This window comes from Brachybacterium sp. 107, from assembly GCF_052379725.1.
Lineage (GTDB): Bacteria > Actinomycetota > Actinomycetes > Actinomycetales > Dermabacteraceae > Brachybacterium.
In genome coordinates, this window is record NZ_JBQSYW010000004.1 from 57,346 (window position 1) to 76,833 (window position 19,488).

16 protein-coding genes are annotated in these 19,488 nt (G+C 69.7%); 12 read left to right on the forward strand and 4 right to left on the reverse strand.

Annotation, left to right across the window (positions count from 1 at the left end; translation table 11 throughout):
* Positions 1-206: 206 nt before the first annotated feature.
* Complete coding sequence (gene xylA, locus ACT3UL_RS06715) at positions 207-1,400, reverse strand: xylose isomerase (protein WP_444577347.1); 1,194 nt, start codon at positions 1,398-1,400, stop codon at positions 207-209.
* 201 nt (positions 1,401-1,601) lie between these two features.
* Between xylA and ACT3UL_RS06720 the strand changes: the two genes are divergently transcribed.
* From ACT3UL_RS06720 to ACT3UL_RS06750, 7 genes are all read left to right on the forward strand, one after another.
* Positions 1,602-2,777, forward strand: coding sequence for an ROK family transcriptional regulator (locus ACT3UL_RS06720; RefSeq protein ID WP_444577348.1), 1,176 nt, complete (start codon positions 1,602-1,604; stop codon positions 2,775-2,777).
* Between the two features lie 182 nt (positions 2,778-2,959).
* Positions 2,960-4,288 carry an extracellular solute-binding protein gene (locus ACT3UL_RS06725; RefSeq protein WP_444577349.1) on the forward strand — a complete coding sequence of 443 codons (1,329 nt, stop codon included), beginning with the start codon at positions 2,960-2,962 and terminating at the stop codon, positions 4,286-4,288.
* A gap of 119 nt (positions 4,289-4,407) precedes the next feature.
* Positions 4,408-5,271 (forward strand): carbohydrate ABC transporter permease, encoded by an 864-nt coding sequence (locus tag ACT3UL_RS06730; RefSeq protein ID WP_444577351.1) that lies wholly within the window; start codon positions 4,408-4,410, stop codon positions 5,269-5,271.
* 1 nt (position 5,272) lies between these two features.
* The gene (locus ACT3UL_RS06735) at positions 5,273-6,085 is read left to right on the forward strand and encodes a carbohydrate ABC transporter permease (RefSeq protein WP_441448515.1); all 813 of its coding nucleotides are present in this window, start codon (positions 5,273-5,275) and stop codon (positions 6,083-6,085) included.
* 325 nt (positions 6,086-6,410) lie between these two features.
* Positions 6,411-7,622: a Gfo/Idh/MocA family protein gene (locus tag ACT3UL_RS06740; RefSeq protein WP_444577530.1), complete on the forward strand. Its 1,212-nt coding sequence runs from the start codon at positions 6,411-6,413 to the stop codon at positions 7,620-7,622.
* Positions 7,619-8,461, forward strand: a complete 843-nt coding sequence (locus ACT3UL_RS06745) for a ThuA domain-containing protein (RefSeq protein ID WP_444577353.1) — start codon at positions 7,619-7,621, stop codon at positions 8,459-8,461. Before ACT3UL_RS06740 ends, ACT3UL_RS06745 begins: the two co-directional genes overlap by 4 nt.
* Before the next feature lie 17 nt (positions 8,462-8,478).
* Positions 8,479-9,558: a Gfo/Idh/MocA family protein gene (locus ACT3UL_RS06750; RefSeq protein WP_443336719.1), complete on the forward strand. Its 1,080-nt coding sequence runs from the start codon at positions 8,479-8,481 to the stop codon at positions 9,556-9,558.
* 55 nt (positions 9,559-9,613) lie between these two features.
* On the opposite strand, the gene ACT3UL_RS06755 is transcribed toward ACT3UL_RS06750, so the two are convergent.
* On the reverse strand, positions 9,614-11,185 hold the full coding sequence (locus ACT3UL_RS06755; RefSeq protein ID WP_444577355.1) for an aspartate:alanine exchanger family transporter: 1,572 nt from the start codon (positions 11,183-11,185) through the stop codon (positions 9,614-9,616).
* A 226-nt stretch (positions 11,186-11,411) separates the two neighbouring features.
* Positions 11,412-12,077: a maleylpyruvate isomerase N-terminal domain-containing protein gene (locus ACT3UL_RS06760; RefSeq protein WP_444577356.1), complete on the reverse strand. Its 666-nt coding sequence runs from the start codon at positions 12,075-12,077 to the stop codon at positions 11,412-11,414.
* Between the two features lie 99 nt (positions 12,078-12,176).
* Here ACT3UL_RS06760 and ACT3UL_RS06765 point away from each other — a divergent pair, with 99 nt between their 5' ends.
* From ACT3UL_RS06765 to ACT3UL_RS06785, 5 genes are all read left to right on the forward strand, one after another.
* Positions 12,177-13,358: a Gfo/Idh/MocA family protein gene (locus ACT3UL_RS06765; protein WP_444577357.1), complete on the forward strand. Its 1,182-nt coding sequence runs from the start codon at positions 12,177-12,179 to the stop codon at positions 13,356-13,358.
* 56 nt (positions 13,359-13,414) lie between these two features.
* Positions 13,415-14,503 carry a Gfo/Idh/MocA family protein gene (locus ACT3UL_RS06770; protein ID WP_444577359.1) on the forward strand — a complete coding sequence of 363 codons (1,089 nt, stop codon included), beginning with the start codon at positions 13,415-13,417 and terminating at the stop codon, positions 14,501-14,503.
* 240 nt (positions 14,504-14,743) lie between these two features.
* Positions 14,744-16,060, forward strand: coding sequence for an extracellular solute-binding protein (locus ACT3UL_RS06775; protein WP_443404179.1), 1,317 nt, complete (start codon positions 14,744-14,746; stop codon positions 16,058-16,060).
* 143 nt (positions 16,061-16,203) lie between these two features.
* Positions 16,204-17,049 (forward strand): carbohydrate ABC transporter permease, encoded by an 846-nt coding sequence (locus ACT3UL_RS06780; RefSeq protein ID WP_444577532.1) that lies wholly within the window; start codon positions 16,204-16,206, stop codon positions 17,047-17,049.
* A gap of 1 nt (position 17,050) precedes the next feature.
* A complete protein-coding gene (locus ACT3UL_RS06785) occupies positions 17,051-17,872 on the forward strand; it encodes a carbohydrate ABC transporter permease (protein ID WP_193118681.1) in 822 nt (273 codons plus the stop codon).
* A gap of 173 nt (positions 17,873-18,045) precedes the next feature.
* Here ACT3UL_RS06785 and ACT3UL_RS06790 read toward each other — a convergent pair whose 3' ends face one another.
* On the reverse strand, positions 18,046-19,455 hold the full coding sequence (locus ACT3UL_RS06790; protein ID WP_444577534.1) for a GntP family permease: 1,410 nt from the start codon (positions 19,453-19,455) through the stop codon (positions 18,046-18,048).
* Positions 19,456-19,488 lie beyond the last annotated feature (33 nt).

Genomic DNA, 19,488 nt, shown 5'->3' on the forward strand with positions numbered 1-19,488 from the left:
CCACCTTCACCTCGACTGGCGGTATGTGTGCAGGCAGGCCCGCATACGGGAAGCATGCACACATACCGACACCGGATGCGACGGCCACGCCACGTGGCCCGGGCGGAACAGCAGAGCGAGGCGGGGCCGCACGGGCCCGGGCGGAACAGCAGAGCGGGGCGGGGCCGGCCGGGCTGACTCGCCCGAACGGCCCCGCCCCCACCGGATCAGGCGCGGAAGCCGAGCAGGTGCTGCATGGCCAGCTGCTGCAAGCGCACGAAGCCGAAGTTGCGCTCGCCGGCCTTGTCCGCGTCGAACTCCTCGAAGGTGGAGCGATCCGCGAGCAGGTCCGCGAGGGACTCGCCCTCGGCGAGGGTCGGCTGCGCGAGCTCGTCGATGCCGGAGTACGACAGCGCCTCCTGGACCTCCGAGTCCTGACGGAACGCGAGGGCGCGCTCCTTGAGCATCAGGTACATCTCCATGTTGGCCGCGGCCGAGTCGTACTGGCCCGTCTCGTGCTCGGTGCGCGAGGGCTTGAAGTCGAAGTGACGGGCACCCTCGTAGGCGCCGGGCTTGGACGGGAAGCCGTTCTCGAGCAGGTCCACGGTGAAGAAGGCGCTGATCAGGTCGCCGTGACCGAACACGAGGTCCTGGTCGTACATCGGGCCGTGCTGGCCGTTGAGGTCGATGTGGAAGAGCTTCTCGCTCCACAGCGCCTGGGCGAGGCCATGGGTGTAGTTCAGGGTCGCCATCTGCTCGTGGCCGGTCTCGGGGTTGATGCCCACGATGTCGCCGTGCTCGAGCTGCTCGATGAAGGCCAGCGCGTGGCCCACGGTGGGCAGGAAGATGTTGCCGCGGGGCTCGTTCGGCTTCGGCTCGAGGCCGATGCGCATGTCGTAGCCCTTGTCCTTGATGTAGCCGGCCACGGTGTCCAGGCCCTCGCGGTAGCGCTCGAGCGCGGCGAAGAGATCCTTCGACCCGTCGTACTCCGCGCCCTCACGGCCGCCCCACATGACGAAGGTGCTCGCACCGAGCTCGGCGGCGAGGTCCACGTTGGCCAGGACCTTGCGCAGGCCGAAGCGGCGCACGTCGCGGTCGTTGGAGGTGAACGCGCCGTCCTTGAACACGGGGTGGGCGAAGGTGTCGGTGGTGACCATCTCGATGACCAGGCCGGTCTCGTCGGTGACGGACTTCAGCTGGTCGATGATCGTCTGGCGCTCCGCGGGGGTCGCGTCGAAGGGGATCACGTCGTTGTCGTGGAAGGTGAAGCCCCAGGCGCCGAGCTCGGAGAGCTTGCGGATGTGGGCGCTCAGCTCGAGCGGCGGGCGGGTGGCGGCGCCGAACTGGTCCTGGGCCTGCCAGCCGGTGGTCCACAGGCCGAAGGAGAACTTGTCGTCGCGGGTGGGGGTGGGTGCAGTCATGGTCGAACTCCTCTGTACGGACAGCAGTCTGGGATCCCTCACGGCGCGAGGTGTCGCACTACGATGCCCTGAGCCGATCCAGCAGTTCTGCGGAACGGGCATCCTCGAGCCGCTTAGTATGTTTGAGTTACTAACATACGACGATTCGTCGCCGGATCACAAGACGGCGCCGCGGGTTCGTACGACGGAAGGGCCTCCCCCATGCAATCGACGCACCTCCGAGAGCACAACCTCTCGCTCGTCATGCGCGCCGTCGTGAACGCGGCCGACCCCGTCTCCCGCGCCACGCTCGCCCGCTCCACCCAGCTCACCAAGCCCACCGTCTCCAAGCTCATCGAAGAGCTGATCACGGCAGGTCTCGTGGAGGAGCACGCCCCGGTCTCCCAGGGCAGCGGCCGGCCGATGGTGCCCCTGCAGCCCGCCCAGCACACGGTGCTCGGCATCGGGCTCGAGATCGCCGCCGAGCACATCTCCTGCCTCGGCATCGATCTGGCCGGCGGAGAGCTCAGCTCCCACACCGAATACCTCGAGGTCACGGCGAGCAACGTCCCGGAGGCCGTCCAGGCCTGCGCGCGACTGCTCGAACAGGTCCGGGCCGAGGCGGGCCCCGCCACACTGGTCGGGGTCTGCGTCGCCGTACCCGGGCGCATCTCGCCCGACGGGGAGAGCGTGCTGTCCGCCCCGAATCTCGACTGGGCCGACGTCCCCCTCATGCGCGAGCTCCAGACCATCCCCGCCCTGGTGGGCGTGCCGGTCCTGGTGCAGAACGACATCCGGCTGTCGGTCCTCACCGAGATCGCCCGTCGGCCCGACGAATCGTTCATGTACGTGCGCGGCAGCACCGGAGTGGGCGGGGCGATCGTGCTGGATGGCAAGGTGCTCGAGGGCGTCCACGGCTGGGCCGGGGAGTTCGGGCACACCGTGGTCGAGCCGGGCGGCGCACTCTGCCGCTGCGGCCGCCGCGGCTGCCTCGAGGCGTACGTGTCCTACCACGCGCTGCGCGAGCGCGCCGGGCTGCGACGGGACGTGCTCATCGACGAGCTGGTCGAGGAGCTATCCCGCAGCACCGACCGGGCAGAGGTGATCGGCACGATCGGCCGCTCCCTGGGCCTGGCCGTCGCGAACGCGCTGAACATCCTGGATCTCTCCACCGTGATGCTCTCGGGCTACCTGGGCCCGATCGCCGAGGAGATCGCCCCGTTCATCCGCGAGACCGTGGACCTCCACGCCCTGGCCGCCGAGGTCGACGAGATCGTCATCGAACGCTCGGACGACCTCGCCGCGCCCGCGCTGTGGGGCGCGGCGCGAGCGGCGATCTCCCCGCTCCTGGATCACCCCGGCGACTGGATCGCCCGGTCGACGAACCTGGCCGGCTGACCTCCCCCGGCCGGCGGTCCCGGTCGGCCCGTCGACCCTCCTCCCGCCGACACGGATATCGATTGCGCATCCCGTCTTGACCGCACGCCCCCCGGTTTGTAAGTTAGCGACACTTACCCCGGTGAGTCCCGTCACACCCACTGGCCGCTGCACCCCGTCACCGTCGACATCAGGAGTAGGTCATGAAGAACATCCAGCTTTCTCGCCGGTCCGCCTTGGGCGCCGCCGCAGGGCTCTCCGCACTCAGCCTCGCCGCCTGCGGGACCTCGGGCCCCGGGGGCTCCGGGGGCGGTGGTGGCGGCGACTCCGCCGGCTACTGGGCCCTCAGCGGCGAGCCGAACGAGACCATCACCAAGGACACCGTCACCGCGTTCAACGAGCTCGACAAGGGCACGATCGAGCTGACGTTCTTCCAGAACGACGCCTACAAGCAGAAGATCCGCACCGCGATCGGTGCCGGTGAGGCGCCCACCGTCATCACCGGCTGGGGCGGCGGCGGCCTGCGCACCTATGCCGAGGAGGAGCAGGTCGACGATCTCACCGACTGGCTCGGCGAGAACACCGACGTCAAAGACAGGTTCATCGAGTCGGTCTGGGCCGCGGCCACCGTCGACGAGCAGGTCTACGCGATGCCCACGGGCGCCGCCCAGCCGATCATCCTGTTCCACAACAAGACCGTGCTCGAGGACATCGGCGCCGAGGCCCCCGAGAGCTGGGAGGATCTCCTGGGCGCCATCGAGAAGGCGCACTCCGCAGGCGTCGCCCCCATCTCGCTCGCCGGCCAGTCGCGGTGGACCTCGATGATGTGGATCGAGTACCTCCTGGATCGCGTGGGCGGCCCGGACGTGTTCGCGAAGATCGCCGCCGGGGAGCCGGATTCCTGGCTCGACGACGCCGTGGTCGAGATGGGCAAGAAGGTCGAGGAGCTCCTGGAGGCGAAGGCCTTCGTGGAGGGCTTCGAGTCCATGGCCGCCGACTCCAACACCGACCAGGCGCTCATGTGGTCCGACAAGGCCGCGCTGATGCTCCACGGCGGTTGGACCTACGGCGGCATGAAGTCCGGGGGCGGCTCGTTCGTCCAGGACGGCCGTCTCGGCTACGGGCCCTTCCCCACGATCGAGGGCGGCAAGGGCGAGCTCACGAACCTCGTGGGCAACCCCGCCGGCTACGTCTCGCTGTCCTCCACGGCGACCGACGAGCAGAAAACGGTCGCGAAGGCCTTCTTCGCCGAGGGGCTCATGACCGACGCCGTCTCGGAGGCGCTCATCGAGTCCGGCTCGGTCCCCGTCGTGAAGGGCCAGGACGAGGCCCTCGCCGCGAGCGACGACGCCGACTACCTGCAGTGGGTCTACACCTCGATGCAGGACGCCCCCTCCTTCACCCAGTCCTGGGACCAGGCGCTGCAGCCCACCGCGGCCGAGGAGCTCCTGGTCAACACCGAGCAGCTGTTCCTCGGGAAGCTCTCTCCCGAGCAATTCGCCGAGAACATGAACGCCACCCTGGAGGCCTGAGCATGGTGTCCTCCGCCGATCCGACGGCGGTCACGTCGATGCCCGGGCGCCGCCGCGCGCCCGGGCAGGGCGCCGCCGAGAGTCCGTCGACGGCCTGGCGAACGCGGCGGGAGCGACTGATGACCTCCCACGTGCTCTTCGCCCTCCCCGCCCTGCTCTTCTTCCTGGTCTTCGCGGTGCTGCCGCTGCTCGGCGTGGTGGTGCTGTCCTTCACGTCATGGAACGGCATCGGCGCGATCGAGTTCACGGGGCTCGTCAGCTGGAAGGACGCGCTGACGCGCGAGACCACCTGGCACGGTCTGCTGCTGGTGCTCTTCATGATCGCGGCCACCTGGCTGCTGCAGACCCCGCTGAGCATCCTGCTGGGCACCTTCCTCGCCGGGCAGCAGAAGTACCGCAACGTCCTCGCGGTGCTGTACTTCCTGCCGATGCTGCTCTCCTCCGCGGCCATCGCGATCACCTTCAAGTCGCTGCTGGACCCGAACTTCGGCATCCCCAGCGGGCTGAACCTGGGCTTCCTCAAGCAGAACTGGCTCGGGGACTCCACGCTCGTGTGGATCGTGCTGCTGGCGATCATCGCGTGGCAGTTCATCCCCTTCCACACGCTGATCTACCAGGGAGCCGTGCGGCAGATCCCGCAGACGATGTACGAGGCGGCACAGATCGACGGGGCCGGGCGGGTGCGGCAGTTCTTCTCGATCACCCTGCCCCAGCTCAAGTACACGCTGATCACCAGCTCGACGCTGATGGTGGTGGGCGCCCTGACCTACTTCGACATCATCTTCGTGCTCACCCAGGGCGGGCCCGGCAAGTCCACCCGGATCCTGCCGCTGGACATGTACCTCACCGGATTCCGCGGCAACGAGATGGGCGTCGCGAGCAGCCTGGCCGTGATCCTCGTGGTCATCGGACTGGGCCTGGCGCTCGCGGTGCAGCGGCTCGGCGGCAAGGATGCCTCCGCCAGCCAGATGGAAGGAGCGTGAGATGAGAAGGAACTGGATCGGAGGCACTTTCGGCTGGCTCTGGCTGGTCATCGCCATCCTGCCTCTCTACTTCGTCGTGATCACGAGCCTGAAGTCGATCAACACCTACTTCGGATCGAACCCGGTGATGCCCTCGCCGAAGCTCGCGGTCGAGAACTTCACCGCGGTGCTCGAAGCGGACTTCACGATGTACCTGCTCAACAGCGTGCTCGTGGCGCTCGGGACGGTGATCCCCCTGGTCGGGATGGCCTTCATGGCGTCGTTCTCGATCGTGCGCAGCGGCCATCGCTTCTTCGGCCCCGTGCGGAGCCTGTTCCTGCTGGGCCTGGCTATCCCGGTGCAGGCCACGATCGTCCCGATCTACCTGTTGATCATCCGGATGCACATGTACGACTCCCTCGTCGCGCTCATGCTGCCGGGCATCGCCTTCGGCCTGCCGCTGAGCGTCCTGATCATCTCCAACGCGCTGCGGGACGTGCCGCGCGAGCTGTTCGAGGCGATGGACATCGACGGCTGCACCGAGTGGCAGAAGATGTGGCGCCTCGCGCTGCCCATCTGCCAGCCGGCGATCGTCACGGTGGCCGTCTACCAGGCGCTCATGTCATGGAACGGCTTCCTGTTCCCGCTGATCCTCACCCAGAGCCCGGACAAGCGCACGCTGCCCCTGGCGCTGTGGAGCTTCCAGGGCGAGTACGCCACGAACGTCCCGGTGGTCATGGCCGCCGTGATCCTCTCGTCCATCCCGATCATCCTGCTCTACGCCTTCGGTCGCCGGTACCTGGTCAGCGGCATGACGGCCGGCTCCAGCAAATGACCTGACTCCCGCCGACGACGGGCCCGGTCCCGGCCGCGCCATGGCGCGAGCCGCTCTTGACCCGCCGCCGTTCCCTTTATAAGTTAAAGACCCTTACCAGGGCCGGTCCGCCTCGCCCCGAGGCCTCTCCGAGTCACCGTCGACACCGTCGACACCGAGCGCAGACCACCACCACGACCCTGCGCCACCTGCTCGTCGGCCGCCAGGAGTGTCCGGAGCACCCGTTCCGGACGGCCCCGGTCCCGCCCCACCATCCGCTCTTCGAGGAGTCGTGACACCAGCAGTGACCGCCCCATCCCCTTCCCCCCGACCGCTGCGCGTCGGCATGGTCGGCTACGGCTTCATGGGTGCCGCCCATTCCCACGCCTGGCGCACCGCCCACCGTTTCTTCGACCTCCCGCTGACCCCCGTGCTGCGCACCCTCGCCGGGCGCACCGAGAGCGCCCTGGTCGCGGCCGCCGAGCGCTACGGCTTCGAGCAGACCACCACCCGGTGGCAGGACCTCGTCGAGGATCCCGAGATCGACGTCATCGACATCTGCACCCCTGGTGACACACACTTCGAGATCGCGATGGCCGCCCTCGCCGCCGGCAAGCACGTGCTGTGCGAGAAGCCGCTCGCCAACTCGGTCGAGGAATCGGCGGAGATGGCCGCCGCAGCGACCGAGGCGAGCAGCCGCGGCATCCGCAGCATCTGCGGCTTCTCCTACCGCCGCACCCCGGCGCTGGCCTACGCGCGCCAGCTCGTCGCCGAGGGGGCGGTGGGCGAGATCCGCCAGGTCCGTGCTCAGTACCTGCAGGACTGGCTCTCCGACGCCGACGCCCCGATGACCTGGCGCCTGGACAAGGACAAGGCCGGCTCCGGCGCGCTCGGCGACATCGGCGCCCACATCATCGACCTCGCCCAGTGGATCTCCGGCCAGGACATCACCGCGGTCTCCGGCATCCTCGAGACCGTCGTCCCCACCCGTCCCGCGGCCGGGGACATGCAGGGTCTCGGCGGCAAGGGCGACCTCTCCGGCGAGCGCCAGCAGGTCACCGTCGACGACGTCGCCCTGTTCACCGCCCGCTTCGACAGCGGGGTGCTCGGCTCCTTCGAGGCGACCCGCATGGCGCAGGGCCGCAAGAACGCCATGCGCGTGGAGATCAACGGCTCGACGGGATCGATCGCCTTCGACTTCGAGCGCATGAACGAGCTGGAGATCTACGACGCCACGGCCGACGCCGGCCGGCAGGGCTTCACCCGCGTGCTCACCACCGAGCCGGAGCATCCCTATGCCGCGGCCTGGTGGCCCACGGGCCACGGCCTGGGCTACGAGCACACCTTCACGCACGAGATCGCGGACCTGGTGCGGGCGATCGGCGAGGGCACCGACCCCTCCCCCTCCTTCGAGGAGGCGCTGCAGGTGCAGCGCGTCCTCGCCGCCGTCGAGGCCAGTTCGGCCGACGGCTCCCGCTGGCGGGGTGTCGACCCGTCGGCCCCCGACACCACCGCACAGACCTCACAGACCACCACGTCGCAGGAGCGCACCCGATGACAGACCCCCAGACGACCGCCTCGACCAGCACCTTCGTCGTCGCCCCGCCGAGCGACCGCACGGCCCTCGTGGTCCGCGGCGGCTGGGACGGGCACCAGCCGGTCGAGGCGACCGACCTGTTCATCCCCTTCCTCGAGGAGAACGGCTTCACGGTACGGATCGAGGACTCTCCCGCGGTCTATGCCGACGCCGAGTACATGGCCACGGTCGATCTCATCCTCCAGTGCAACACCATGAACACCATCGAGAAGGAGGAGTTCGAGGGGCTGCGCGCGGCCGTCGAGGCGGGCACCGGTCTGGCCGGCTGGCACGGCGGCATCGCCGACAGCTACCGCAACAACTCCGACTACCTCACCCTGATCGGCGGCCAGTTCGGCTGCCACCCCGGCAAGCACCCCGATGAGCGCACGGGCGAGCAGGCCGACAACTACGTGCCCTACACGGTGAACATGCTGCCGGCCGCCGCCGAGCACCCGATCACCCGGGGCATCAGCGACTTCGACCTGGTCACCGAGCAGTACTGGGTGCTCAGCGACGACTACATCGACGTGCTCGCGACCACCACGCAGAAGGTGCGCGAGTGGGACCCGTGGGACCGCCCGCTCACCTCCCCGGCGCTCTGGACGCGCCAGTGGGGCGAGGGCCGGATCTTCGTCTCCACCCCCGGGCACCGGGTCGAGGTGCTCGAGGACGAGAACGTGCGCACGGTGATCGAGCGCGGCCTGCTGTGGGCGGCGCGCGGCAGCGAGCAGCCCTACGGCGAGCACCGCACCGGCGGACACGCCGCGACCGCACAGGGCGTCGAGCGCTCGGACGATGCGCACGGAGCCACCCGATGAGCGCGGCGGCAGCGCCGATGCGGATCGGCATGATCGGCTGCGGGGTCATCTCGCGGCAGTACCTGGCGAGCTTCGACGAGCTGCCGGACGTGCAGCTCGTCGCGGTCGCGGATCTCGATCCCGCCCGCGCCGAGGCCGCCGCCGAGGGGCGGGAGGGTGTGCGCGTGCTGAGCGTCGACGAGCTCCTCGCCGACCCCGAGGTGGACACGGTCCTGAACCTCACCATCCCCGCGGCGCACGCCGACGTGGACCTGCGGGCGATCGCCGGCGGGAAGAACGTCTACTCGGAGAAGCCGTTCGCGGTGACCACCGAGGAGGGCGCCGAGGTTCTCGCTGCGGCGCGCCAGGCCGGGGTGCTCACCGGGAGCGCGCCGGACACCGTGCTCGGCACCGGCACCCAGACCGCCCGGGTCGCGATCGACGCCGGCGAGATCGGCACCCCGATCGCGGCCGTGGCCACCATGGTCACGCCGGGCCACGAGCGCTGGCACCCTCAGCCGGACTTCTACTACGTGCCCGGCGGCGGCCCCCTGCTGGACATGGGTCCGTACTACATCCACTCCCTGGTCACCCTGCTGGGTCCGGTCGCCGAGGTGATCGGGGCGGGCAGCCGCCTGCGCACCGAGCGCACCATCGGCTCGGGCCCCCGCGAGGGCGAGATCATCCCCGTCACCACGGAAACGCACGTCACCGGCGTGCTGGTCCATGAGAGCGGCGCGCTCACCACGCTCATCATGAGCTTCGACGGCGTCGCGACCGCGGCCCATCCGATCGAGGTCCATGGCACCACCGGCTCGCTCGCCGTGCCGGATCCCAACCGCTTCGACGGCGACGTCGAGGTCAAGCGGCTGGGCGGCGAGGACTGGGAGACCCTGCCCGTGACCGGCGGCTACGAGGGCGTCGCGCGCGGCATCGGGTTGCAGGACATGGCCGTGCGCGGCGAGGCGCTGCGAGCCAGCGGCGAGCTCGGCCAGCACGTGCTCGAGGTGATGAACGCGGTGCTCGAATCGGCGCGCAGCGGCGCCCGCGTCGAGGTCGCCAGCACCGTGGCCCGTCCCGAGGCGGTCGAGCTGCAGGACGTCCGCGTCACCGCCTGAGCATCTGGTCCGTCAGCGGCACGGTCTATGTGCCAGGCCGTGCCGCTGCGACCGCTCAGAGGTTCCAGATGACCGGGACCAGCACGATCTTCACGACGATGGAGAAGGCGAAGAGCGTGGCGTAGGCGGTCTCGATGCGCTCGTCGGCCTTCTTGGAGTTCGCGGCATCCAGCACCGCGGGCTGTCCGAGGAACCCGGCGACGGCGCCGGCCGCGCGCGGGGCGGAGAGGTCCAGGATCCAGCGGGCGGCGACCAGCAGCACGACACAGCTCAGCACGGCGATGATCGCCGAGAGCGCGGCGGCCCGCCACGCGTCGGGCGAGGTGAGCACCGCGGCGACATCCGGCCCTGCGGTCAGGCCCAGGCCGGCGAGGAAGAGCAGCAGGCCCAGCTGGCGCAGCGTGATGTTGGCGCTGCCGGGCAGGGCCCACACCACGGGACCGGTGCGGCGCAGGGCGCCCAGCACCATGCCCACCAGGAGCGGCCCGGCGGCAGGCCCCAGGGAGAAGCTGCCGCCGCCGGGCATCGGCAGGGTGACCAGGCCCAGTGCGAAGCCGAGCACCAGCCCGAGGCCCAGGGAGAGCACGTCGAGCTCGCTGGCCTTGCGGTCGGAGTCTCCGAGCAGCGCATGGACGTCGTCGAGCTTGGAGCGGTCCACGACCACGGCGATGCGGTCCCCGGGCTCGAGCACCAGGTCGTCGCGGGCCAGCAGCTCGAGGTCGCCGCGCCGCACGCGGGTGACCACGGCCCCGAAGCGCACCGGCAGGTTCAGCTCGGCGATCGACCGCGAGGCCAGATCGGGGTTGGACACGGTGAGGCGGGTGAACTCCACGAGCGAGCGGTCATGGGCGACGTGGCGGTCGCTGCGCTCCCCGAGCACCTCGGTGACGGCATCGACCGCCTCGGGCATGCCCACGGCGACCACCTCGTCACCTGCCAGGAGGTCCTCCCCCGGCACGATCACGCGCACGCGGCCGTCGCGGCGCAGGTAGGAGAAGCGCACCTGCTGCTCGTGCCACTGCGGGACGTCGCGCAGGTTCACCGGATGCAGCACCCGCACGGTGGTGGAGTCCAGGCTGGTCCCGGCGAGCGCCGGGGTGTCCTTGCGGCCGGGCCAGCTGCGGGAGACCACGGTGGAAACCAGCACGATCCCCACGATCACGCCGATCGGATACCCGAAGGCGTAGCCGACCGACGGGGCCGACGTGCCGGTCACGCGACCGGCGGCATCCAGGGCCGGGGCGGCGGTGAGCGCACCGGTGAACAGGCCCAGCGAGAGGTCCTGCGCGAGGCCGAGCAGGCGGCTCAGCACGATCGTGGCGACGGCGGCGAGGACGGTGCTCGCTGTGGCGGCGGCCAGCAGCGGCAGCTGCTTGCTCAGAGAGCTGAAGAACGCGGCGCCGGCGGAGATCCCGACGGTGTACACGAACAGGGCCAGGCCCAGGGACTGCACGATGTCCATCCCGGCGCCGAGATGCGGGGCGGCCGCCGAGAGGGCGAGGCCGGTGAACAGGGCGCCGGCGGCGCCGAAGCGCACGCGGCCGAAGGGGATCGCTCCGAGCACGGCTCCCGAGGCGACGACCAGGAACAGCGTGAGGAGCGGGCTCCCCTCGAGGACGTCGATCACGGTGAACCTTTCCAGGGCCCGGCAGGGCGCACCGGGCCGGTGCGCGTGGAGCGCGGGCACCGCAGTGTGGAGTGGCCCTCCACGATAGTCGCGGCCCGCCCGCCCGGGAATCGGAGATGTCCGAGGTCACGACGGGAAGAGGTCACGGCAGGACGAGGCGACGACGAGACGACGGGACGACGGCACGGCAGAACGAGGCGACGACGGGACGGCCGACGGTGCGCGCTCAGCCGAACGACAGCGGCAGCATCTGGCCTCTCGCACCGAGCGCGTCCAGCTCGGCGCGCTCCTCGGCGGTGGCGGGCCGCCGTCCGGTCGCGACGCGGAGCGCGTCGGCGTCCTCCCAGCGCGCGGGCAGCCGGACCCGCAGGCGGCGCTCGACCATCTCGCGGGCCGCCGCCAGGCTCTCCGTGCTCGGGAGGCCGACGGACGGGAGATGCGCGGCCAGGTCCAGGTGGTGCAGCACCGCCTCCAGGACGTACGCCCCGAGGTAGTCCCGCACGGTGAGCGTCATCCCCTGGGTGGCCACCGGCAGCTCGGGATGGGCGAGCTGCGCGGCCCGGCCTGCGGCGGCGCCGAGGTCGTCGAGATGTGCGCGCAGCAGGGCAGGGTCCTCGTATGCCGCGGCGAGCCGTACGACGAGCGCATCTCCGGGGGCGGTGCCGTCCGGCGGGGTGGCCGAGGGCGTCCAGTAGCTGAGGGCGTCGTGGCTGGGGGCCGTGTCCGCCGGGGTGGAGAGGGTGATCAGCAGATCCTGCGCGTCGATCACCAGGTGGGAGACGAGGTCGCGCACCCGCCAGCCGCGACAGCCGGAGGGCTCGTCGAACGCCTCGTCCGGGAGGGCGGCGACCGCGGTGCACAGGGCCGACCAGGTCTGGGAGAAGATGTCCACGTCAGAACGGTAGCAAGCGCGTTCCCCAGAGCGCCCGGGTCCCTGGCAACATCCGGCACATGCCTGCCGCACGGGGCGTGGTGCAGGACACTTCACAGCATGCCCCCTGCTGGAAAGGCATCACCCATGCTCAATGTCGCTGTCATCGGTACTGGCTCCATCGCCGACGCCCACCTCCGCGCCTATCTCGACGCCGCCGACCAGGTGCGCGTCGTGGCGCTGGCCGATCTCACGGTCGAGAAGGCGGAGGAGGCGCGCGAGCGCTTCGGTCTCACCGACGCCCGCACCTACGCCGATGTCGGCGAACTGCTCGCGGCCGAGGATCTCGACCTCGTCTCCGTGACGACTCCCCCGTCGGCCCATCGACCCGTGACGGTGCAGGCGCTCGAGGCCGGCGTGCACGTGATCGTCGAGAAACCGATGGCGCCCTCGCTCGAGGACTGCGATGCGATGCTCGAGGCGCAGCGACGCAGCGGGAAGCTGCTCTCGGCCATCGCGCAGAACCGGTTCCGCACCGAGATGATGCGGCTGAAGGCGGTGCTCGACAGCGGGAAGATCGGCCCCGTCGCCCACACCCGGATCGCCTCGGAGTGGTGGCGCGGCACCTCCTACTACGACCTGTGGTGGCGGGGCACCTGGGCCTCCGAGGGCGGCGGCTGCACCCTGAACCACGCGATCCACCACATCGACCTCGCCCTGTGGCTGCTGGGGACCCCGCAGGCGGTGGTCGCGATGATGACCAACGCCGCCCACGCCAACGCCGAGGTCGAGGACCTCTCCGTCGCGATCCTGCAGTACGAGCGCGGCCTGGCGGAGCTGACCAGCTCGGTCGTGCACCACGGCCAGCGCCAGGAGATCGTGGTCCAGGGCGAGCGGGCGCGTGTCTCCCAGCCGTGGGAGGTGGTCGCCGAGACCGCCCAGCCCAACGGCTTCCCCACGCCGGACGGGAATCCCCCGCTCACCGATGAGCTCGAGGCTTTCGCGGCCTCGGTCCCGCCGCTCGAGCACACCGGGCACGCCGCCCAGCTGCGCGACGTGATCACCGCGATCGAGGCCGGCACGGAGTCGATGATCACCGGCGAGGACGGCCGAAGGGCGGTCGAGCTGGTCACCGCGATCTACGCCTCCGCCATCGAGCGCCGCACCATCGACCTGCCGCTCGCCCCGGAGGACCCCTACTACCGCTCCGGCACCCTCGTGGAGCGGGCCCCGCACTTCTTCGAGAAGAGCGCCTCGGTGGGTGCGCTGGACGGCGCCATCACCGTGGGCGGCTCCTCCTAACAGCGGCTCCCGACCCCGCCACCACTCTTCCTGACCACCCCGTTGAAAGGACCCCCATGGCTGTCTCCGAAGGAGCCAACTACGCCCCCGCTGCGATGCCGAAGCCTGTCGTCGAGCCCGGCGAGTTCGTCTTCGCCGTCATGCATCTCGACCACGGCCACATCGGAGGGATGACGCAGGGCCTGATCGGCGCCGGCGGCACCCCGAAGTGGGTCTACGACCCCCAGCCCGAACGGGCCGACGCCTTCGCCGAGCAGTTCCCCGGGGTGCAGATCGCCGGCAGCGAAGAGGAGATCTTCACTGATGACGAGGTGCTGCTGGTCGCCGCCGCGGCCGTGCCCGCGGACCGCGCCGCGCTGGGCATCCGCGTCATGGAGGCCGGCAAGGACTACTTCACCGACAAGACCCCGCTGACCACCCTCGACCAGCTGGCCGAGGCCAAGGCCGCCGTGGAGCGCACCGGCAAGAAGTACATGGTGTATTACTCCGAGCGCCTGCACGTCGAGGCCGCGGTGCTCGCCGGCCAGTACATCGACCGCGGGGCGATCGGTGAGGTCATCCAGGTCCAGGGCATGGGCCCGCACCGCATGGGCGACCCCTCCACCCGCCCGGACTGGTTCTTCGAGCGTGCTCGCTACGGCGGCATCCTCACCGATATCGGCTCGCACAACTTCGAGCAGATGCTCACCTTCACCGGTTCGGACGACGCCGAGATCCTCTCGAGCTCGATCGGCAACTTCGGCCACCCGGACCATCCGGAGCTCGACGACTACGGCGATGCCCACATCGCCCTGTCCTCCGGCGCCTCCGGCTTCGTGCGCGTGGACTGGTTCACCCCGGCCGGGCTGCGCACCTGGGGCGACGGCCGTACGTTCATCCTCGGCACCGAGGGCTACATGGAGCTGCGCAAGTACGTCGACGTCACCACCGACAACGGCGGCGGCCAGGTGATCCTGGTCGACGGCGAGGGCGAGCATCGCATCGATGCCACCGGCAAGGTGGGCTACCCGTTCTTCGGCGAGCTCATCCTCGACGTCCTGCACCGCACTGAGAACGCCATGACCCAGGACCACGCCTTCAAGGCCGTGGAGCTGGCGCTGAAGGCCCAGGAACAGGCCCGCGTGCTGCGGGCGCCCGGCGCCTGACCCCGCGCGGCCCCGCGCCGCACACAGCACCTGCCGACGGTCGTCGCCCCCTCCGGGACAGCGACCGTCGGCTTTTTCATGCCGTCAACATCTCGACGTGTTTTCATTCAGCTTTCGGTGTTCGATTGGTGCCTGGTACTGGCTTGACCTGACAGTGCGGCCGGGCACACCGTGACACTCTCGACAGAAGTTTCCGAAATCTTTTCGGCGTTGTCGCCGAACTTGCGAACTGGAGCAACAATGAAGCCTGTCACCCGCCGTGCGACTCTCGCCGGCCTCGGGATCGCCGTACCCGCCCTGGTCACCCTCAGCGCGTGCAGCGGCGGCAAGAAGCCCGCCGGTGGCGGCGGCTCGCCATCGAGCCTGTCCGTCTGGGCCCTGACCGGCGCCAAGCAGGACACCTACCAGGGGTCCTTCGACGCCTGGGACAAGGCGAACCCCGACGACCCGTTCTCCGTGGAGTTCTTCGCGAACGACTCCTACAAGGAGAAGATCCGCACCTCGATCGGCTCCGGCAACGCGCCGACCCTGATCTTCAACTGGGCCGGAGGCACGCTCGAGGACTACGTCGCCAACGAGTCGGTCGTGGACCTCACCGGCAAGGTCGACGACATCCTCTCGCGCTCGATCGACTCGATCGCCAAGGTCGGCGAGGTCGACGGGAAGCAGTTCGGCGTCCCGAACAACGACACCCAGCCGGTGGTCCTGTACTACAGCACCGAGCTCTTCGACAAGCACGGCGTCACCCCTCCCACCACCTGGGCCGAGCTGATGACCGCCGTGGAGACCTTCGTCGCGGCGGACGTCATCCCGATCGCCCTGGCCGGCCAGAGCGTGTGGCCCGAGCTCATGTACATCCAGTACCTCACCGACCGCATCGGCGGCGAAGGGGTCTTCGAGAAGGTGCTCGCCGGCGAGGCCGACGCCTGGTCCGACCCCGCGATCACCTCCGCCCTGGAGTCGATCGTGCAGCTGGTGGACGCCGGCGCCTTCGGCTCGAGCTTCGGATCCGTCGCCGCGGACGCGGGCGCCGATGCGGCCCTGGTCCACACCGGCCAGGCCGCGATGCTCCTGCAGGGCAGCTGGGTCTACGGGACGTTCAAGCAGGACGCCCCCGACTTCGTCGCCGGCGACAAGCTCGGCTTCCTCAACTTCCCCGCGGCCGACGGCGGCACCGGCGACCCGGCCAACGTGGTCGGCAACCCCGCCAACTTCTGGTCCGTCTCCGCCGACGCGGACCCGGAGGTGCAGGAGCTCGCCATCAAGTACCTCAACGAGTTCAACCTCAACGAGGACATGGTGGACAGCTTCCTGGGCATGGGCGCGATCCCGGCTGTCAAGGATCTCGAGGACAAGCTCCCCGACCTCGACGACGGGAAGTTCCTGTCCTTCGCCTACGACATGGTGACCAACGCTCCGCACTTCCAGCTGTCGTGGGACCAGGCGCTGCCCGCGGCCCCGGCCCAGGAGCTGCTCACGAACCTCTCGCAGATCTTCCTCGGTGAGAAGAAGCCGGCCGACTTCGTGAGCGCGATGAACGCGACCCTGGACTCATGACCGCGGCGCAGTCCCCAGCACCACGGCCCGCCGCCTCGAAGCCCGCTGCACCGTCCGCTCCCGGAGAGGGCCGCGCGCCCTCCCCGGGGGCGTCCCCCCGTTCCTCCGCTCGGAAGAGCCTGCGCACCGCGCCGAGCAACTGGATGCTGGCGCCGGCCCTGGCGTTCTTCGGCGTCTTCGCCCTGCTGCCGCTCGCGGGCGTGGTCGTGCTGTCGTTCTTCGCATGGGACGGCCTGGGCACCCCGTCGTTCGCCGGCTTCGACGCCTGGTTCTCGGTCTTCCAGAACCCGGTCACCCTGAACGCGATGAAGCTGACCTTCCTGATGACGGCCCTGAGCTTCGTCGTGCAGTTCCCCCTGAGCCTGCTGCTGGGGGCCTTCATGGCCGGTCACCAGCGCTACCGCGAAGCGTTCTCGGTGCTCTATTTCCTGCCCCTGCTGTTCTCGGCAGCGGCGACCGGCATCGCCTTCAAGGCCCTGCTGGACCCGAACTTCGGCCTGTCCCGAGCGTTCAACGCCGACTTCCTGAAGCAGGACTGGCTGGGCTCGCCGAACCTGGCGTTCTACACGCTGATCATGGTCATCTCCTGGTCCTTCGTGCCCTTCCACTCCCTGCTCTACCAGGCCGGGGTGCGACAGATCCCGACGTCGATGTACGAGGCGGCCACGCTCGACGGCGCCGGGCGCACCCGGCAGTTCTTCACCGTGACCCTGCCCCAGCTGAAGTACACGATCGTCACCAGCTCCACGCTGATGCTGGTGGGTTCGCTGACCTACTTCGACCTGATCTTCATCCTCACCGGCGGCGGTCCCGGCAATGCGACGCGGGTGCTCCCGCTGGACATGTACCTGACCGGCTTCCGCTCGTACCAGATGGGACCCGCGAGCGTCATCGCCGTGATCCTCATCGTCGTGGGGCTGCTGCTCTCCCTCGGGCTGAACAAGGTCTCGGGCGCGGACAAGATGGAAAGCCAGATGGAGGGCGCCTGAGATGAGAACCCGTAATCCGAACGTCCTCGGCGGCGTCCTGGGCTTCGCCTGGCTCCTGGTCATCATGGTGCCGATCTACTACATCGTGATCACCAGCATCCGCCCGCGCGAGGACTACTTCAGCTCCAACCCGCTGTCGCTGCCCAGCGAGTTCACCCTCGAACCGTTCCGCTACGTGCTCGAGAACGACTTCCTGCGCTACTTCACCAACAGCGTCATCGTGACCGTGGTGACCGTCGTGGCGGTGGTCGTGTCCTCCCTGATGGCCAGCTATGTGATCGTGCGCAGCCGCACCCGGATGGCCCGCTTCAGCCAGCGCCTGTTCCTCATGGGCATCGCGATCCCGCTGCAGGCGACCATCATCCCGATCTACTACCTGATCGTGCAGCTGGGGCTCTACGACACCCTCTGGGCGCTGATCCTGCCCAGCGTCGCGTTCGCCATCCCGATCACCGTGCTGATCCTGACGAACTTCCTGCGCGATGTGCCCAAGGAGCTGTACGAGTCCATGACCGTCGACGGCGCCTCGGACATGCAGATGTTCCGCCGCCTGGTGCTGCCGCTCGCGAAGCCCGCGATCGTCACCGTCGGCATCTACGACGCCCTGCAGGTGTGGAACGGCTTTCTGTTCCCGCTGGTGCTCACGCAGAGCTCCGAGATGCGGGTGCTGCCGCTGTCGCTGTGGGCCTACCAGGGCGAGTTCACCACGAACATCCCGGCCGTGCTCGCGGCCGTGATGCTCTCGGCGCTGCCGATCCTGGTGCTCTACATCGCCGGCCGACGCCAGCTGATCAGCGGGCTCACCGCCGGCTTCAGCAAGTAGGACTCGTGGCCGGCTCCCGTGGACGTGCGTCCGGGAGCCGGCCACGTCGTGCGGGGGAGGCCGACGGCGATCGCCGTCGGCCCCTCGCGTGTCCGTCGGCCCCCGCGCGCGCGGTCGGCCTCCGTGCGTGCCGTCGGTCGTCGTGCGTGCCGTCGGCCGTCGGCCGTCGGCCGTCAGAACAGGCTCGCCACCCCGTAGATGACCAGCACCAGGGCGAAGGCGACCACGGATTCGATCGCCTGCTGGACGGTCCAGACCCGCAGCGTGGTCTTCACGTCCATGTCCAGCAGTCGGCCCACCAGCCAGAAGCCCGAGTCGTTGACGTGGCCGGCGAACACCGAGCCCGCCGCGAGGGCGAGCACCATGCAGGCGGTCTCGAAGGGGCTGAACCCGCCGGCGATGATCCCCGGCGCGACGAGCGCCGCAGCGGTGGTCAGCGCGACGGTGGCCGAACCCTGCGCGAGGCGCAGCGCGACGGCGATGAGGTAGGCGGCCAGGATCAGCGGGATGCCGAGCTCGGAGAGCGACGCGGCGAGCGCATCGCCGATTCCGGTGGCCTGCAGGACGCCGCCGAACATGCCGCCGGCGCCGGTGATGAGGATGACCGCGCAGACCGGGCCGAGGGCGTTGTCCATCGTCTTCTCGATGGTGGTGCCGCTCTTGCCACGGCGGAAGCCGAGCACGATCACGGTGAACAGCGCCGTGATGAGCAGCGCGATCGGCGTCTCGCCGAGCATCCGCATCGCCTGCACGACCACCGAGTCCGGATCGACGGCTCCGACGCTGCCGAGGGCGTCGAAGCCGGTGTTCAGCAGGATGAGGATCAGCGGCAGGATGAGGATCAGCATGATCGTCCACGGGGCGGGCGGGTTCTCGACCTCCTCCTCGTCACCGGTGAGCCCGGCGAAGGCGGCGTCCGGCACGTTGATGCGGAAGCGGTTCGCGACGACCTTCCCCCACAGGTGACCGGAGATGTACCAGGTGGGGAAGGCCAGCACGAGGCCCAGGAGCAGCACGTACCCCAGGTTCGCCTCGAGGAACGCGGTGGCGGCGACCGGCCCCGGGTGAGGCGGCAGGTACACATGCATCACGGACAGCGCCGCGGCCACCGGGATGCCGAAGGCCAGCAGGTTCCCGCCGAGGCGGCGCGCCACGGCGTAGACGATCGGCACCATCAGCACGAAGGCCGCATCCATGAAGATCGGGAAGCCGATGAAGAGCGCCGCGACGCCCAGGGCGAAGGGAGCGCGCTTCTCGCCGAACAGCCTGATCATCCACTCCGCGAGCGCTCGCGCGCCGCCCGAGGTCTCGACCATCGCGCCGAGCATCGCGCCGATCGCGACCAGGAGGGCGACGTTGGAGAGGGTGTTGCCGAAGCCGAAGAGCATGGTCGGGACGACCTGGCCGGCAGGGATCCCGGCCACCACCGCGGTGAGCAGGCTGACGATGATCAGCGCGAGGAACGCGTGGATCTTCAGCTTCATCACCATGACGAGCAGGAGCGCGACGGCGACGACGGCGACGGTGATCAGGCCGCCGGCGCCGAGCCAGCTCTCCCATCCGGTCTCTTCTATCCAGTCCAGTTCCACGGGAAGGTCCTCTCGGCTCGATGGGGG

What these genes read in the sequence shown, in the direction of transcription:
- xylA (WP_444577347.1), bottom strand. Translation starts at nt 1,400, where the DNA reads ATGACTGCACCCACCCCCACCCGCGACGACAAGTTCTCCTTCGGCCTG.
- ACT3UL_RS06765 (WP_444577357.1), top strand. Translation starts at nt 12,177, where the DNA reads ATGCCCCCTGCTGGAAAGGCATCACCCATGCTCAATGTCGCTGTCATC.
- ACT3UL_RS06780 (WP_444577532.1), top strand. Translation starts at nt 16,204, where the DNA reads ATGCTGGCGCCGGCCCTGGCGTTCTTCGGCGTCTTCGCCCTGCTGCCG.
- ACT3UL_RS06745 (WP_444577353.1), top strand. Translation starts at nt 7,619, where the DNA reads ATGACAGACCCCCAGACGACCGCCTCGACCAGCACCTTCGTCGTCGCC.
- ACT3UL_RS06750 (WP_443336719.1), top strand. Translation starts at nt 8,479, where the DNA reads ATGCGGATCGGCATGATCGGCTGCGGGGTCATCTCGCGGCAGTACCTG.
- ACT3UL_RS06730 (WP_444577351.1), top strand. Translation starts at nt 4,408, where the DNA reads ATGACCTCCCACGTGCTCTTCGCCCTCCCCGCCCTGCTCTTCTTCCTG.
- ACT3UL_RS06785 (WP_193118681.1), top strand. Translation starts at nt 17,051, where the DNA reads ATGAGAACCCGTAATCCGAACGTCCTCGGCGGCGTCCTGGGCTTCGCC.
- ACT3UL_RS06725 (WP_444577349.1), top strand. Translation starts at nt 2,960, where the DNA reads ATGAAGAACATCCAGCTTTCTCGCCGGTCCGCCTTGGGCGCCGCCGCA.
- ACT3UL_RS06775 (WP_443404179.1), top strand. Translation starts at nt 14,744, where the DNA reads ATGAAGCCTGTCACCCGCCGTGCGACTCTCGCCGGCCTCGGGATCGCC.
- ACT3UL_RS06720 (WP_444577348.1), top strand. Translation starts at nt 1,602, where the DNA reads ATGCAATCGACGCACCTCCGAGAGCACAACCTCTCGCTCGTCATGCGC.
- ACT3UL_RS06770 (WP_444577359.1), top strand. Translation starts at nt 13,415, where the DNA reads ATGGCTGTCTCCGAAGGAGCCAACTACGCCCCCGCTGCGATGCCGAAG.
- ACT3UL_RS06735 (WP_441448515.1), top strand. Translation starts at nt 5,273, where the DNA reads ATGAGAAGGAACTGGATCGGAGGCACTTTCGGCTGGCTCTGGCTGGTC.
- ACT3UL_RS06740 (WP_444577530.1), top strand. Translation starts at nt 6,411, where the DNA reads ATGGTCGGCTACGGCTTCATGGGTGCCGCCCATTCCCACGCCTGGCGC.